This window comes from Streptococcus sp. HN38, from assembly GCF_028335765.1.
GTDB lineage: Bacteria > Bacillota > Bacilli > Lactobacillales > Streptococcaceae > Streptococcus > Streptococcus suis_P.
Genome location: NZ_CP116604.1, coordinates 895,256 through 910,180, shown reverse-complemented (window position 1 = coordinate 910,180; position 14,925 = coordinate 895,256). Strand labels below are relative to the sequence as shown.

The 14,925-nt window shown below is 40.6% G+C and carries 16 protein-coding genes; 7 read left to right on the top strand and 9 right to left on the bottom strand.

Annotated elements, in window-relative coordinates:
• Positions 1-13: 13 nt before the first annotated feature.
• Genes PHA78_RS04540 through PHA78_RS04530 form a run of 3 tightly spaced genes read right to left on the bottom strand, consistent with a single transcriptional unit; the run spans position 14 to position 2,380 of the window.
• Positions 14-907 (bottom strand): RluA family pseudouridine synthase, encoded by an 894-nt coding sequence (locus PHA78_RS04540; protein ID WP_024378696.1) that lies wholly within the window; start codon positions 905-907, stop codon positions 14-16.
• On the bottom strand, positions 907-1,725 hold the full coding sequence (locus PHA78_RS04535; RefSeq protein ID WP_024378697.1) for an NAD kinase: 819 nt from the start codon (positions 1,723-1,725) through the stop codon (positions 907-909). Before PHA78_RS04535 ends, PHA78_RS04540 begins: the two co-directional genes overlap by 1 nt.
• Entirely contained in the window at positions 1,709-2,380 is a 672-nt protein-coding gene (locus PHA78_RS04530) for a GTP pyrophosphokinase (protein WP_002935242.1), read from the bottom strand. Before PHA78_RS04530 ends, PHA78_RS04535 begins: the two co-directional genes overlap by 17 nt.
• Positions 2,381-2,466: 86 nt before the next feature.
• Between PHA78_RS04530 and PHA78_RS04525 the strand changes: the two genes are divergently transcribed.
• From PHA78_RS04525 to PHA78_RS04495, 7 genes are all read left to right on the top strand, one after another.
• On the top strand, positions 2,467-3,033 hold the full coding sequence (locus tag PHA78_RS04525; protein WP_024378698.1) for a CYTH domain-containing protein: 567 nt from the start codon (positions 2,467-2,469) through the stop codon (positions 3,031-3,033).
• 143 nt (positions 3,034-3,176) lie between these two features.
• Positions 3,177-4,154 carry a ribose-phosphate diphosphokinase gene (locus tag PHA78_RS04520; protein WP_012775438.1) on the top strand — a complete coding sequence of 326 codons (978 nt, stop codon included), beginning with the start codon at positions 3,177-3,179 and terminating at the stop codon, positions 4,152-4,154.
• Positions 4,155-4,164: 10 nt separating this feature from the next.
• Positions 4,165-5,280 carry a cysteine desulfurase family protein gene (locus PHA78_RS04515; protein ID WP_272158493.1) on the top strand — a complete coding sequence of 372 codons (1,116 nt, stop codon included), beginning with the start codon at positions 4,165-4,167 and terminating at the stop codon, positions 5,278-5,280.
• A 1-nt stretch (position 5,281) separates the two neighbouring features.
• A complete protein-coding gene (locus PHA78_RS04510; RefSeq protein WP_002940732.1) occupies positions 5,282-5,626 on the top strand; it encodes a DUF1831 domain-containing protein in 345 nt (114 codons plus the stop codon).
• Between the two features lies 1 nt (position 5,627).
• A complete protein-coding gene (locus PHA78_RS04505) occupies positions 5,628-5,831 on the top strand; it encodes a DUF4649 family protein (protein WP_002940737.1) in 204 nt (67 codons plus the stop codon).
• A gap of 134 nt (positions 5,832-5,965) precedes the next feature.
• Complete coding sequence (locus PHA78_RS04500; RefSeq protein WP_172049024.1) at positions 5,966-6,604, top strand: redox-sensing transcriptional repressor Rex; 639 nt, start codon at positions 5,966-5,968, stop codon at positions 6,602-6,604.
• Between the two features lie 3 nt (positions 6,605-6,607).
• Entirely contained in the window at positions 6,608-7,300 is a 693-nt protein-coding gene (locus PHA78_RS04495) for a gamma-glutamyl-gamma-aminobutyrate hydrolase family protein (RefSeq protein ID WP_002940744.1), read from the top strand.
• Here PHA78_RS04495 and radC read toward each other — a convergent pair.
• From radC to PHA78_RS04465, 6 genes are all read right to left on the bottom strand, one after another.
• Entirely contained in the window at positions 7,297-7,977 is a 681-nt protein-coding gene (gene radC, locus PHA78_RS04490; protein WP_002935253.1) for a RadC family protein, read from the bottom strand. The two genes, PHA78_RS04495 and radC, sit on opposite strands and share 4 nt — an antisense overlap.
• 841 nt (positions 7,978-8,818) lie before the next feature.
• Positions 8,819-10,213, bottom strand: coding sequence for a glucosyltransferase domain-containing protein (locus PHA78_RS04485; RefSeq protein ID WP_099808974.1), 1,395 nt, complete (start codon positions 10,211-10,213; stop codon positions 8,819-8,821).
• 93 nt (positions 10,214-10,306) lie between these two features.
• Positions 10,307-11,899 carry a glucosyltransferase domain-containing protein gene (locus tag PHA78_RS04480; RefSeq protein ID WP_272158492.1) on the bottom strand — a complete coding sequence of 531 codons (1,593 nt, stop codon included), beginning with the start codon at positions 11,897-11,899 and terminating at the stop codon, positions 10,307-10,309.
• Positions 11,900-12,143: 244 nt separating this feature from the next.
• Complete coding sequence (locus PHA78_RS04475; protein WP_142350778.1) at positions 12,144-12,935, bottom strand: hypothetical protein; 792 nt, start codon at positions 12,933-12,935, stop codon at positions 12,144-12,146.
• The gene (locus tag PHA78_RS04470) at positions 12,932-13,429 is read right to left on the bottom strand and encodes a DUF6056 family protein (RefSeq protein WP_272158490.1); all 498 of its coding nucleotides are present in this window, start codon (positions 13,427-13,429) and stop codon (positions 12,932-12,934) included. The genes PHA78_RS04475 and PHA78_RS04470 overlap by 4 nt, the downstream gene beginning before the upstream one ends.
• On the bottom strand, positions 13,430-14,908 hold the full coding sequence (locus PHA78_RS04465) for a nucleotide sugar dehydrogenase (protein WP_272158489.1): 1,479 nt from the start codon (positions 14,906-14,908) through the stop codon (positions 13,430-13,432).
• Between the last annotated feature and the right edge of the window lie 17 nt (positions 14,909-14,925).

Sequence of the window (14,925 nt, the reverse complement as noted above, 5' to 3'; positions counted from 1 at the left end):
AAACTCCTTAAATTTATTTACTTATTAACTGATTGATGACAGCCTGAAAATCCTCAGGAAGCGGTGCTTCCAAATCAATCCTTTCGGCTGTAAAAGGATTGTCGAAAGCCAAATTATGACAATGCAAGGCTTGACGTTCTATCCCACATTCTAAACTTCCACCATACATATCATCTCCTAACAATGGAAATCCAATGTGAGAAAAATGAACACGAATCTGATGAGTCCGTCCAGTATGTAGTTGAATATCTACTAAATGAATATCTCCCCACGATTGCACAACACGATAGGAAGTATGAGCATATTTTCCATTCTTTGTCACACAACGGGTAATGATGCTGTCTTCTGGACGACCGATAGGGGCAATAATATCCCCTGTCTCTTCTAGCTGCCCATTCCCCTTCACCAAAGCATAATAACGTTTATGAATAAGCTTGGCCTGTAACTGCTTATCGAGTCGTGCATGAGCGTAGCCGTGCTTGGCAAACAGCATGACGCCTGATGTATCCCTATCCAGACGAGTCACAATATGAACCTGCTTATTTTCGTAATCTTGCTCCACAAGGTAGCCTTTCACAAAATTAGCAATAGTAGAGGAATGCAGGGCTGACGGAATAGAAGCATAACCAACAGGCTTGTTAATAGCAAGAAAATGATCATCTTCATAGACAATATCCAGCGGAAAGGAAATCGGTTTCAAACTTCCCGTTAAATCCTCCTCAGCTGGTATGTCAATTGTAACCCTATCTCCAATATCTAGCAAGTAAGTTGCATTGCGCTCGATGTCATTAACCCAAATATTGCCACCAGTGTACTTAATCTTCGCTAATAGGCCTTTAGAGACACCATGTTTTTTCAAAAACGTTTTAATTTTCGTATGCTGGTCAGCTATGAATTCAAACCGCATTACTCCACCTCTCCAATAAAGGCGTCCTTAACCCGATTCCAAAAACTAGTATGACTCGGTGTTGCAACAAAATGAATCTTACTATTGTCTATCTGATACTCTATACTTTCAATACTATCATAGACAAAAGTCTTATTGTCTACCGCAATCGAGTAACGGTCACTATGCTTTGGTTCAATCACAATCTTGTCTTTTTTAGGGACAACAACGGATGAACCCAAGGTGCGGTAAACACGATTGTTCAAACTTGCCACTTCTGCAATCTGCAATGCCTCGATTGTTGGATGTAAAACAGCACCACCTAATGACTTGTTATAGGCTGTTGAGCCTGTCGGCGTTGAAACCGAAATTCCATCCCCTCTGAAGCGTTCGAAGGGCACATTGTTAATAATAATATCTGCGACCATGGTCTTAGAAAGACGTTTTACTGTCGCCTCATTTAAGGCACGCGCCTCGACAATGCGACCATCTGTCATCTTGACCTTAACATTTAAAATCGGATACGATACTCTAGCACCTGTATCAAGCTTAAGATTTTCAATCAGCTTGTCCACTTCAAAATCGCGATAATCTGTATAAAACCCCAAATGACCCGTGTGAATTCCTACAAAACGTACACGATCAATCAACTTTTCATATTTGTGAAAAGCAGATAAAAGCATCCCATCTCCACCGATAGAAATGACAATATCTGGATTTTTAGGAGTCAAAATAAAATTTGCTTCTTTTAACTTTGTCCATAATTCTTTGGACACCGCTTCACTCTTAGGATTTCGACTAGCGAGCAGAGCGATTTTTTTTCTACCTATATTCTTCATCTGTATCATCACTGTTGCCCACACCGTCATTCAGTTTGCGATAGGCAGGATCAAATAAGGCCTGCGCTTCTTGAATGTCGTTGCGGATTTTTCGCATCTCCTCATCTAATTCATAGGCAATTTTTGCTGTAACTTCCAAGCGTTTCTTGATTTCTTCTGGAAAATTCCCCTTATATTTATAATTCAGAGAATGTTCAATTGTAGCCCAGAAATTCATGGAAAGGGTTCGAATCTGGATTTCTGCCAGAACCGTCTCGTTGCCATTTATAGTATCCACAGGATACTCAATCACCACATGATATGAACGGTAGCCAGAGGCTTTCATATTATTGATATAATCCCGTTCATGCACAATTTGCATATCCTTGCGTTTCCGCAAAATAGCTAATACTTCTTCAATGTCGTCCACAAATTGAACCATAATCCGAAGACCGGCAATATCTTGCATATCTTGAGCAAGATTTTCCAATTTGATATGTCGCAGGGCCATTTTTTCTTTAATGGATTCAATCGGTTTTACCCGTCCTGTGACAAACTCAATTGGAGAATGCCGATTAGCCTTGCGATACTGCTTGCGAATCCCCCGCAGTTTGATTTTCAATTCACCAACTGTCTGAATATAGGGGTCTAAAAATTCTTCCCAGTTAAAGTCCATACGGCCCCTTTCTTGTCAAAACTTTTAAATTGTATTAGAATAACACAAAGACTATTCTATTATAACACATTGAAAGGGTTTACTGCATGAAAAACCACCTTGAAATTGAGTATAAAACCTTACTGACCAAATCCGAATACAAACGCCTGCTTACTGACTTTTCAGATGTGAGCCCAATTCTTCAAACAAACCACTACATTGATACCCCAGACCTAGATATGAAGAATCACCGCTTTTCACTCCGTATTCGTACATTTGAGGACTCAGCAGAACTAACCTTAAAAATTCCACAAGAAGTCGGAAATCAAGAATATAACCAAGTTCTAGACATCCAAACTGCTCATCATTTACTGGAAAATTTTCAACTACCCGCAGGACAAATTTCTGACATTATTTCTGCAACCGAAATTCCACTTGATAAACTTGCTGTCTGGGGAAGCCTTACGACAAAACGCTATGAGAAACAGACATCTATAGGTCTTATGGCCCTCGATGAAAATGATTATGTGGGACAAAAAGATTACGAATTAGAAGTTGAAGTGACCGATGCAGATGCAGGGAAAATTCTTTTTGATGAATTCCTTAAGAAGAAATCAATTCAATTCAAATATGCTAGTAGTAAGGTCGCACGAACAGCTGCCTACATGAAATAACTATAAAAAATCAGCCAAATAAGGTTGATTTTTTAGTTTCACTACTGAAAATTTTTCATTTTTTTGATAGAATAGAACTATCTATTGTAAAAATACTTTTATGTCATCATAAAAGCTCAGTGTGTAAAAGGAGTTACTTTAAAATGGTACAACCACTCGGTGAACATAACATTAAATTATTCTCACTCAATAGCAACCGTGATATTGCTGAAAAAATTGCTGATTCTGCTGGAATTCCTCTTGGAAAGCTGTCTTCTCGCCAGTTTTCTGATGGTGAGATTCAAATTAACATTGAAGAATCTGTACGTGGCGTAGACGTCTACATTATCCAATCAACAAGCTATCCGGTTAATAATCACTTGTGGGAATTATTGATTATGATCGATGCTTGTAAACGTGCTAGTGCCAACACCATTACAGCGGTTATCCCTTATTTCGGCTATGCTCGTCAGGACCGTACCGCTTCTCCACGCGAACCAATTACAGCTAAATTAGTTGCAAATATGCTGGTTAAAGCTGGTGTCGACCGTGTATTGACTCTTGATTTGCACGCTTCACAAATTCAAGGTTTCTTTGATATTCCAGTAGACAATCTCCTTACAGAACCACTTTTTGCGGCCTACTACATGGAAAAAGGACTCTGCGGAGAAGATGTCGTCATTGTGAGTCCTAAAAATTCTGGTATCAAACGCGCGCGTAATATCGCTGAATTTCTAAATGCACCGATTGCGATTATCGACTACGCTCAAGATGATTCTGAGCGTTCTGAAGGCTATATTATCGGTGATGTTGCTGGTAAAAAAGCTATTTTGGTGGACGATATTCTCAATACTGGTCGCACTTTCTCGCAAGCTTCAAAAATTGTCCAAGAAGGTGGTGCTACTGAAATTTATGCAGTTGCCAGCCACGGTCTCTTTGCAGGAACTGCAGCCCAACTCTTAGATGAAGCACCAATCAAAGAAATATTAGTTACCGATTCTGTTGCAAGCAAAGAACAGCATCCTAAAAATATCGCCTTCCTAACAGCTAGTGACTTGATTGCAGATGCCATCCACCGCATCCAAGAACATCAGCCACTCAGCCCACTTTTCAAATTTACTAGTCCCGAAAAAGAAAACTAGGAGTAACTCTTTGATTTATTTAGATAATGCAGCAACCACTGCTCTATCTCCTACTGCACTCCAACGGATGATGGAAGTGGCTCAAGAAAATTATGGAAATCCCTCCAGTATTCATCAAAGCGGTCGGAAAGCCAATCAACGTCTTAGACAAAGTCGTCAAGAGATTGCTCAGATTCTCTCCGCCTCTCCCGAACAAATTATTTTCACATCTGGAGGCTCCGAAGCTGATACTTTAGCTATTCAAGGCTATGCACTTGCACATCAATCCAAAGGAAAACACCTGATTACTACGGCTATCGAACACCATGCTGTCCTCCATACCATGCAGTATCTAGAGGATCGGTTTGGGTTCGAGGTAACCTATATCCAACCAGTCAACCAAGTAATCACCGCTCAACAAATTCAGGATGCCCTTCGGCCAGATACTATTTTAGTCAGCGTCATGTTTGCTAACAATGAGACCGGTCAGCTATTTCCCATCAAGGAAATTGGAGAGCTCCTAGCCGATCATCAGGCCGTCTTTCATGTAGATGCTGTCCAAGCAATTGGAAAAATTGCAATTTCTCCCTCTGACTACGGAATTGACTTGCTCGCGGCCTCTGCCCATAAATTCCATGGTCCAAAGGGGATGGGATTCCTGTATAGTAAAGTTCATAAATTTGATTCCTTGATCCACGGCGGAAAGCAGGAACAGCAACATCGAGCAGGTACTGAGAATCTCCCTGCTATTGCTGCTATGGCGACTGCCCTAACAGAACAATATGAGTCCTTAGATACGCATCATAAGCATGTCAGTGAACTGCGACAACATATTATCGAGGGATTGTCTGGCTTAGACTATTATCTCAATCAGGCTGGACCTCATCTCCCTCATGTCCTTAATATCGGTTTTCCTGGTAAACTTAATGAACAACTACTCATGCAACTAGATTTAGCAGGTATTGCTGTTTCTAGCGGTTCCGCATGTACGGCAGGTGTTGTCCAAAATAGCCATGTTTTAGAAGCTATGTATGGAAAAGACTCCCTTCGTCTGAAAGAATCCATTCGTATCAGCCTATCTGAAATCAATACAAAAGAAGAGATAGATACTCTTATCATCGAACTAAAGAAAATACTTGGAGGTTAAAATGGCATTCCAACAATCAGTTACCTTAAAAGATTGTAATTTTACTTATCACATTAGCCCTGCTATCAAAAAATATACACTCCGTGATAACACCTTTGAACAAACCAAAGCAGGTCACTATCAGCTTACACGTCTTCTGGAAGAAATTCCAAATTCAAACCAAGGATTCCTCTTGAAAATTATTATCAACCAAGACCTAACTGGTTTTAAAATTAATATTACCGACAAGTCTGGTCTTCATCTGGTAAACATTTTTAAGCCAGAAAGTAACAAGGTTATCCAAGAAAAATTCTATTTCCTCATGGATAGCTTGATTGACCGTGACATCTTTACAAAAGAGGCTTAGTATGATTGAAATTCACTATCTTGACGCTTACAAGCAAGAACGTATCCAAACATTTGAGAATAAGGATGCAGCCATTCTGGCTTTTGCCGGTTGCTTAACCCTCCCAGACTATTATCCAGTTACCAGCATTACACAAGACGGACAAGCTCTGGATTACAAAGGGACAATCGGAGATCTCTATCGCTATTTACAAACACTAGATTAGACAGTTTCCTGTTTAATCTTTTTTTAAAATCAATCTGTTGATTTTTTCACAAACTTGGACTAGAATAGAATAAAGAACTGTTTAATATATAAATAATCGATAAAGCGTATTCTATCGAAATAAAGGAGTCTAAAGTGAAAAACGATAAAAAATCTGATATTCCACGCGCTACTGCCAAACGTCTATCCCTCTATTATCGCATTTTTAAACGTTTCTATGCAGGAAATATTGAAAAAGCTAGTTCAAAAGAAATTGCCGAAGCTATCGGAATCGATTCAGCTACCGTCCGCCGAGATTTTTCCTATTTTGGAGAGCTTGGTCGTCGTGGCTTTGGCTACAATGTCAAAGAGTTGATGGATTTCTTTGCGGATATTCTAAATGATACCTCCATCACCAATGTTATGCTTGTTGGAGTCGGGAATATGGGGCGGGCCTTGCTACACTATCGCTTCCACGAACGAAATAAAATGAAAATAGTCATGGCTTTTGAAGCAGATGATAATCCAGCTGTTGGAACGACAGATGAAAATATCCCAATCCATTCAATCTCAGAAATCAAGGAACGTATCAGCGAAGCAAACTCTCAGACAGCCATTCTAACGGTACCCAGCGTCAAGGCACAAGAAGTGACCGATATTCTTGTTGAAGCTGGTGTCAAGGGAATTCTGAGCTTTTCACCAGTTAACTTGTCTGTCCCAAAAGATGTCGTTGTCCAGTATGTTGATTTGACTAGTGAATTACAGACACTACTCTACTTTATGCGAAAAGGATAAGCAATGAAAAAACCAGTTATTGGTATTTCTGGAAATGAATATAAAACAGGGGATCATACAGAACCCCTGCTTTCTTATACCCAGACTTGCCTCGTACAAGCTATTGAAGATGCTGGTGGGCTCCCACTCATCCTTCCAGCTACAGAGCCAGATTTGGCAAAATATTATATCCATCTTATTGACAAACTCATCCTAACAGGAGGACAAAATGTCCAGCCAAGTTACTATCACGAAGAAAGAACTATTGACAGCGATAATTATCTACCAAAGCGTGACGAGTTTGAATTGGCCCTCATAAGGGCTGCCCAGGAAGATCAGAAACCTATCTTCGGTATCTGCCGAGGTCTACAGCTCTACAATGTAGCTCAAGGTGGTAGCCTTCATCAATCAATTTCTGACCATTGGCAAGACATAGACGGACAAGAAGTCAGTCAAACGATTCAACTGACTCAAAATAGTCCACTTTACGACATATATGAGTCCGATCCGAGTGTGAACTCATTTCACCGTCAGGCTATCAAAGACTTAGCGCCTGACTTAGAAATCATTGCACTATCAGATAATCAACAGATTATTGAAGCAGTTCATTCAGCCTACCCAACTAAATTTTTAGGGGTTCAATGGCATCCTGAACTACTCTACGGTAAACGTGAGATTGAAAAAGACCTCTTCCACTATATTGTCAATAAACTTTAAAATAACTCACTTTCTTCTCTAAAAGAATAGTAATCCTTGTTTCCAACAATTAAATGATCTAATAATACCAGTCCTAGCTTTTCGCAGGACTCTTTTAAATTCTCCGTAAATAGCAAATCATTCCTACTAGGTTGTACTGAACCCGACGGGTGGTTGTGAACGATGATAATCGATGTTGCCATACATTTTACTGCGTAATGCAAAATTTCACGTGGTTCTGCAATACTACGATTAACACTCCCAATAAAAATCGTTTTTTGACTGATAATCTGGTTCTGGGTATTGAGATAAAGTGCAACTAGATGCTCCTGCTTCTTATGCCCGATTTCATGAATCATCTTACGTCCCAACTTCTCACTTCCCAAAATTCTCTCATTTAAGAGTAGCTCTGATTGATTGATACGTTTTCCAAGTTCAATCATAGCCTTAATTTCAATCGCCTTGACGCGCCCAATGCCAGTCAAACTTTGCAATTCTTCAATTGATAGTTCTCTTAGAGCCGCTAAACTCTCCAAACGATTCAATAATTTATTGGAGAGAATAGAAACAGGTTCTTTTTTTGTCCCAGTTCTAATAAAAATTGCTAGTAGTTCCTGATTACTGAGACGCTCAGCTCCAACTTCTACTAAACGTTCTCTAGGTAGAATGGCCTCTTCTTTAAATTCAATTTGATACATAATTTCCTCCTCACCTATCTATTCGTAAAATCTTGCAAAAAAAGAAGCCATATAAAACCAAAGATTATCTCCTCAGTCTTATACCACTTCTTTATTCGATTTTGATTGCCTTGAATAGTGAAAAGGGCTGGGGATAGCCCTTTTCAGCTTATCTCCTGAAAATAGGAAAGAGATAAAGAAAGGGAGTGGGAAAGAACTCAGCCATTCATAGAAGAGCTCCCCTCACTTCCAAACATTTAGGTTTGGGCTAAAATAGTCCACTGGACTATTTTGACACAAACTTCGTTTGTTTTATTTCCGCGCTCCAACAGTCACTACTCTGACTGTTGGAGGTTGGAAATGAAGCGAACTCTGTTCGTATCAGTCGTAGAGGTCAGATTTGGAGTGTGAAACACGAAGTGCTGAGATTTGCAAAGCAAATCCTATCTCCCACCTTTAACAGTCTCCCAGACTGTTAAAGCCAATCAACCACTGCGCTGAGATGTTGACACGAACTCTGACTAGTGGAGCTGGGCTTTTTGCCCAGCCTCTAGGTGTTAACTTTTCATCTACCCACTACAGTTTTATTTACGTTAAAATAAGTTTCAAGACTATTGATAAACCAAGACTTCGTCATCATCTTGGATATATAAAAATCTCAAAGGTAGACCAATTGTTGACCCAAAAATACTCTACATATGCAGAGAAGCACCTCGTAGGAAGTATTCTCAAATCAAAGACAAAGTCGCTAGAATGACATTACTAACAACTTTCAGAATGAAGACAAACATCAATCGAGATATTTGTCTTTTTTCCATCTTCTAGCCTAAATTTTTTCTTTTTTCTAAAATAGAGGACCTTTTCAATACACCGCCATATGAATGGTATCACCTTTGATGATGATTTGGTCTGGTGAGAAGGTTGACCAGTCCTTGCTTTTAAAATAGGCTTTTATAGCGGAATCTCTTTCTACTCGTTCAAGATTTTCCCCTGTCATATACGTATAGATTGAAAACGGTAAGAGATTTGTAACAGGGCTTTTCACTAAATTCCCCGTGTTAAGTATTCCCGAATGACTATCTATAAAGTCTGTATATTGATTGTCCAGCTGAGGATGTGCATCTGTATAAGTTGCCCTCTTGGTAACTTTTACCTGTGTCTTCTCCTCATAGTCACGAACCATTTGCTGTACCACCTGCATACGGTTTTGGTCCAACTGGGTGACGACTATCTGTTGTAAAAATATTTTGTTAAATGTCAGCGAAAGGACTGCTAGATAGAGGGTGACTAGTGTACCTTTGACTAGCTTAGCCTTTTTGAAGTCTAGTCTAGCCAATAATAAGAATAGACCAACCGAACAAGCAGCCGAATACGTAGACCGAGCACCTGAACCAGTTTTTGCAACCAAACTTAGGGCACATGGCAAAAGAAACAATAAAGGAAGAGCCAGCAAGATAAGCTTCGCTCTCGTCTTCTCAGCTGTCGTTCCTTTTTGTTGTCGTTTCACTCTCCAAAGGAGATAGCCAATGGCAAGCAAAAGGGAAATAAGGATAAAACCATCGGGACCAATGTTGAAACCTAAAATATATGATTTGATTAAAGTTTTTAAAAATCGTAGCATTCGAGCAAGTAGTCCGAGATTTTCAAGATCAAAACGCCCAATACCGAAAAACTTTAGATAAAGAAGTGAAATAAGACCACTCACGACAAAAGGGATAGAGGAGATGAGAAAGCTACGAATGGCAGCCTTAACATCTCGCTTTTCCACCGCAAAACACAGGCAAAGCATCAAGTACAAGGAAGTAAAGGACTGGTAGGTGAGCATGGATACTGTCGCTAAAACGATAGAAACCAGGAGCCAGTGCGTGACTGGCTTGCAAATCCGTATATAAGTGGCAAGAATAGCCATCAATACAGCAAACATCATAATACCACGTTCGACATATAAAAAATAGCTGATGATAAAGGGATTGACCAAGATGATCAATGATAAAAAAGGAGCCATCAAAGAGGAAGCTACCTCAGTCTTTTCAAACAATCTCGCTAAACACCACACAGACAAGCCCAGAAAACAAAGCGCTAAACAACTTGAGATAAGCAAATAGAGTTCTGGTGCTTGATGCAGACTCCCCATCAGGATAAAGAATAAAGAAGTAAAGGGACGACCATTTCTACGAGACATGTTGATGGCACTTTCCATCCATGTGCGATTAAAATGAATATACGTATCAGCTGTAAAACTCGGATAGAAACTCAATCCAAGGACGATTAGCAGGAACAGGATTACCCCCCCCCTGCTACTATTTTTTTATTGTTTTCTTTTGCGGACATGCAATCTCCTTCTCATTTATCATTCAATCAGCTTTCCATCTTCCTTCAAGCGAATGTAAATCATCTTATCATCCCCATAGATAGTGTGGTAGTATGTGTCTACTAGCATAGGAAGATGGGTTAATGTAGGAAGTAGCTTGTCGGGTATCTCATAAATTGTTTGCACAGTAGGCAAGTGACTCAGCTTTCTACGATCCCAATACTCATTATGACTGATTGCTAACATTGGGTAGGCAAGAAACTGCTTTTTTAAGGACGGTGGCGCAGGAATCTTTCCAGGAAAATATACATCTACTGTCTCTTTATTCTTAACCTGTGGTAAGTGACTCAAATCCTCATAGACCAACTGAAGACGGAATTTTCTATAGTCATCAATAGTCGCTAGAGCATTTCCATAGACCAGAGCATAGACAAAAAAGCTATAGGAAAGAACAAGAATCGGTAGACGAAGAATGGATCGCTGCCCCTGCTCTACTAAAACCAAGCCACAGAGGACAATAACAACTACTAGACCATACATGGCACGATACTCTGTCAGAGGTTTTACTAGTATGGGATAAAAGCTAAAGGAGAGGAGCAACATCAGGACAAGTGAGACAAGAGAAAGCCCAAATCCAAGAAGATTTCGCATTTTACTAATAAAGTACACTAGGAAACTTCCTAAAATAACCAAAGTGGACATAAGCCATAAAGGAGTAAAGCCATTCCATACCTTGGTAAAATAAGCTGTATAGTTTTTTAGGAGAAACTCAGGAATCTCCGATAGAGCAGGAATACTTACATCAGGATAATCTCTACGAGGAGCAATCATGACAACTAGATAGAAGTACAGGGCACCAGCTCCATAACCTAGCAAAGACTGCCATAAGAAACCACCTAACTCCTTATGCCAGCCCTTCTCCTGCCACATTCTCAGGAGCAATAGGATGACTAGCATGGGAAAAATCCCAAAAGAAGCCTGGTAGGATGTCAGGACGAGCAAACTCCCCAAAAAACAAGCCAGAACATACCATCTAGCACTCGCAAAACGAAAGACAAGCGGAAAAACCGCAGCCAGAAGAGAGAAAGCCATAAAAGGAGCATCAAATTTATAGCTAAGATTGACGATGAAAAAAGGATTTAATCCCAAAGGTACAAGTGCTACTACTTCCCAAATCGTAAATGCCTTACGCTTATAAAGCAGGCCTAATAGGAGGATACCAACAAGAGCTAGGATAGCGACTGCCAGTATCTGACTATAGGGAGAGACATCAACCACAAACTTACCCCCAAAAAAGTAAATGGAGCTTCTCTCCGTAAAAAAGCGACTCCAATCATCCCAACCTCGATTACCTCTAAAAAATCGCCTTTGATCATCATTATAGTAGACATTTGCTCTCAAAAGAGCACTAATCCCAAGGAGATAAATGCCAAACAGGATGGCAAAGCTTGTTTTCGCCGAAAAGACCCACTTCTTCTTGGTCACTTCTTCACATGATAGACCCTGCCACCAATTGACAAGCAGTCTATGAAAATGTGACAAAACCTGAGCAATAATCGGAATAGCAAGAATCCGAAGAATGTTAGTGGTGATAAAGCTAATCCCCATCCCACCAAAAAGTTTTGTCTCCATACCTCCTGCAATCAAGACTGCTAGAGGGAGATAAGTCGCATAGCGAGACCAATCATAGATTGACCCAAGCCCATTCTCTTCTGTTATATATATATATATATATGTGTGTATGCAGTCGCTATCGCTCCCAACATCACCAATAGAGCTAAGGGGGTACGATGAGTGACTGTCAGCATGAAAAAGGCTGACAGCGATAGCAAACTCGCCCATCTAGGCGGAATGATTTTCTGAATCTTATCTAACATCATAGACTTCCTTTCTGAATAGTGAGATGTTTTCTTTTTATATCCATCAACCTAGAGACAAGCAAACACGACAGGTAGATGAGGTAGAGTGCCAAGATAAAGGAGATACGATCCCCTGATGTAAAAATAGTTCCAGAAAAACCAACCATAGCTAGACTTGCCACAGCTACAAACCAAAAATAAACCAAGTCCAACCGTCTAAAGACCAGATAAAGGGCGTAGGCAATCAAGCAGAGCAGACAAATGATAGCTACTACAAACAAAGCAGATACTTCCTGTGTCAGCCAACCAGGAAGCGTTTTAACCTTTCCGGCATAAAATTTAGGATAAGCAAATAAATCTTGTAAGATTCCCAAAGAATTACCGACCTTCATAAAGAGCTGACCAAGGGACAACAGAGCCATAAAAGGTATAAAAATCAAGAAAGGGAACAACTGCTTTTTAGCCAGAGGTGTCAGGAAAAGATTTAAGACCAAGAGCAACAAAAAGACAACAAAGAGATGATTGATATTATACAAAAGCGTCTTTCCAACATGAGACAAGCCTAATAATGTCTTATCCCACAAGGTTAAATGAAAAAACTCAGGAAAGTATTTATTTGCTTGCTCAATAGCTCGAACGGATATCCCCGGTGACAAAAGGGCAAAGATAAGATTGCACCCTGTGAGGATGAACAAAACCCAACCAAATGGCGGTAGACCTTTTTGCCTCCACCATTCATAGCCCCAAATGGCTAGAAAAACTACTGCTACTTGCTCGTGATTCGTAGCAAAGAGTAGTAAGATACTCATAACCATATATATATATATGGTTTGTTATCTTTTCTTTCTTGGTAGCTACGATAGAGAAGAAAACTTGCTAGGCCTGCTGTTACCGGCCATAGGTAGTTTAGATTGGTCATCATCAAGCCAGGGATTAAAAACATCGATATCGGAAGTAGAGCAAAGAACCCCAAGAGAAGAAAAAGGTACTTGACTTTCCTTCCCAAGCTATTGGCAAGTATGATATCCAGTAAGCCAACAAAGACGAGACTATTGAACAAACGGAAGAGTTTAGGGAGGTGACTAAACACCAAGGCAAAACCTTCAATCACCAAACGATTTGACCATATCTGGTAGCGCTCGACCATAAAGTCCAGACTGAATGGCTTATCTAGCCACCACTTATCGTCCATAATGACTGGATAGGACCATTGTAAGACAAATAATACAAGGGCAAGTAAGAACAGCGTAATAGGGTAAGGATTGGCGCAGAAGCTACCTCCCCATTCTTTTATCTTTTTCATCTAATCTCTCCTAAAAATATCTCTAGTGTACACCTTATCTGCTACATCATCTAAAACAGCATCGTAGCGGTTAGCGATGATGGCATGGCTTTTCTTTTTAAAGCTGGCTAGATGATTGACCACCTTAGAGCCAAAAAAGCGGCTACCATTTTCCAAGGTCGGCTCATAGACAATGACCTGTGCCCCCTTGGCTTTTATCCGCTTCATCACGCCTTGAATGGCACTCTGTCTGAAATTATCCGACTGACTCTTCATGGTCAGGCGGTAAATCCCAATCACCAAGTCCTTCTCATTCTCCTGATTATAGCTTCCATGGTCAGTGTAATCATAGTAACCAGCCATCTTCAACACCTGATCAGCGATAAAATCCTTTCTTGTCCGATTGGCTTCGACAATGGCAGACATCATGTTTTGTGGGACGTCATCGTAATTGGCAAGTAACTGCTTGGTATCTTTGGGCAAGCAGTACCCACCATAGCCAAATGACGGATTGTTATAGTGCTGACCAATCCGTGGATCCAAACCGATACCAGTAATAATATCCTGAGTATCCAACCCCTTCAACTCTGCGTAGGTATCCAGTTCATTAAAATACGACACACGAAGCGCTAGATAGGTATTGGCAAAAAGCTTCACCGCTTCAGCTTCTGTCGCACCCATCTGTAGCAGTGGCGCATCATTCAAGGCTGCATGAGCAAGTAAATCAGCAAACTGGCTAGAAAGCTCCTGAACCTCTTCACTGTCTGTAGCTTCGCAAGATACGATAATGCGTGATGGATAGAGATTATCGTATAGTGCTTTTGATTCTCTCAAAAACTCTGGACTAAAGAGGATACGATCCGTTTGGAACTGTTCGCGCATCCGCTGGGTAAAACCAACTGGCACTGTTGACTTGATGACCATAACCGCCTGTGGGTTGACAGCCCTAACAAGGGAAATCACCGCCTCGACATGACTCGTATCAAAATAATTTTTCGCACTATCGTAGTTTGTCGGAGCAGCAATCACGACAAATTCTGCTTCAGCATAGGCCGTCTCAGCATCCAAGGTCGCTGTCAAGCCCAAGTCCTTTTCAGCCAGATAGGCTTTAATATAGTCATCCTGGATGGGAGAACGACCAGCCTGTAGAAGGGCCACCTTTTCCTCCACGACATCTACTGCGGTGACATCATGGTATTGTGCCAGCAGGACAGCCAAGGAGAGGCCGACATAACCAGTCCCAGCCACTGCAATCTTCGCCCGAGAAGGGAGGTCTCGCTCCTTCTTTTTCTCCACATAAAAATCCGTCACATCACATGCCAATGCCTGAGCCAGCAACTCCAACTGAGCTAGACTGGGAGTATGTTCTCCCTGCTCAATACGACTGATGACAGAGCGATTGATGCCTGTCCTATCAGCTATATCTTGCTGTGATAGGCTGTCTTGACGACGTTTGTTTAGTAATGTACTAGCTAAAACTGCTAATGAAAATTGTTTCATCACATCTATCTCCTAAC